The sequence below is a fragment of the Staphylococcus sp. HMSC070D05 genome (genome assembly GCF_001815595.1).
GTDB classification, from domain to species: Bacteria; Bacillota; Bacilli; order Staphylococcales; family Staphylococcaceae; genus Staphylococcus; species Staphylococcus hominis.
On record NZ_KV821117.1, the window covers coordinates 1 to 379 of the forward strand.

General features: G+C 35.1%; 1 pseudogene. It reads left to right on the forward strand.

What is annotated here, in order from left to right:
- Window positions 1-379, forward strand: a pseudogene (locus tag HMPREF3046_RS05090) (IS6-like element IS257 family transposase); the annotation flags it as partial.

Sequence of the window (379 nt, forward strand, 5' to 3'; positions counted from 1 at the left end):
TTGATGCAGAGGGACATACATTAGATATTTGGTTGCGTAAGCAACGAGATAATCATTCAGCATATGCGTTTATCAAACGTCTCATTAAACAATTTGGTAAACCTCAAAAGGTAATTACAGATCAGGCACCTTCAACGAAGGTAGCAATGGCTAAAGTAATTAAAGCTTTTAAACTTAAACCTGACTGTCATTGTACATCGAAATATCTGAATAACCTCATTGAGCAAGATCACCGTCATATTAAAGTAAGAAAGACAAGGTATCAAAGTATCAATACAGCAAAGAATACTTTAAAAGGTATTGAATGTATTTACGCTCTATATAAAAAGAACCGCAGGTCTCTTCAGATCTACGGATTTTCGCCATGCCACGAAATTAG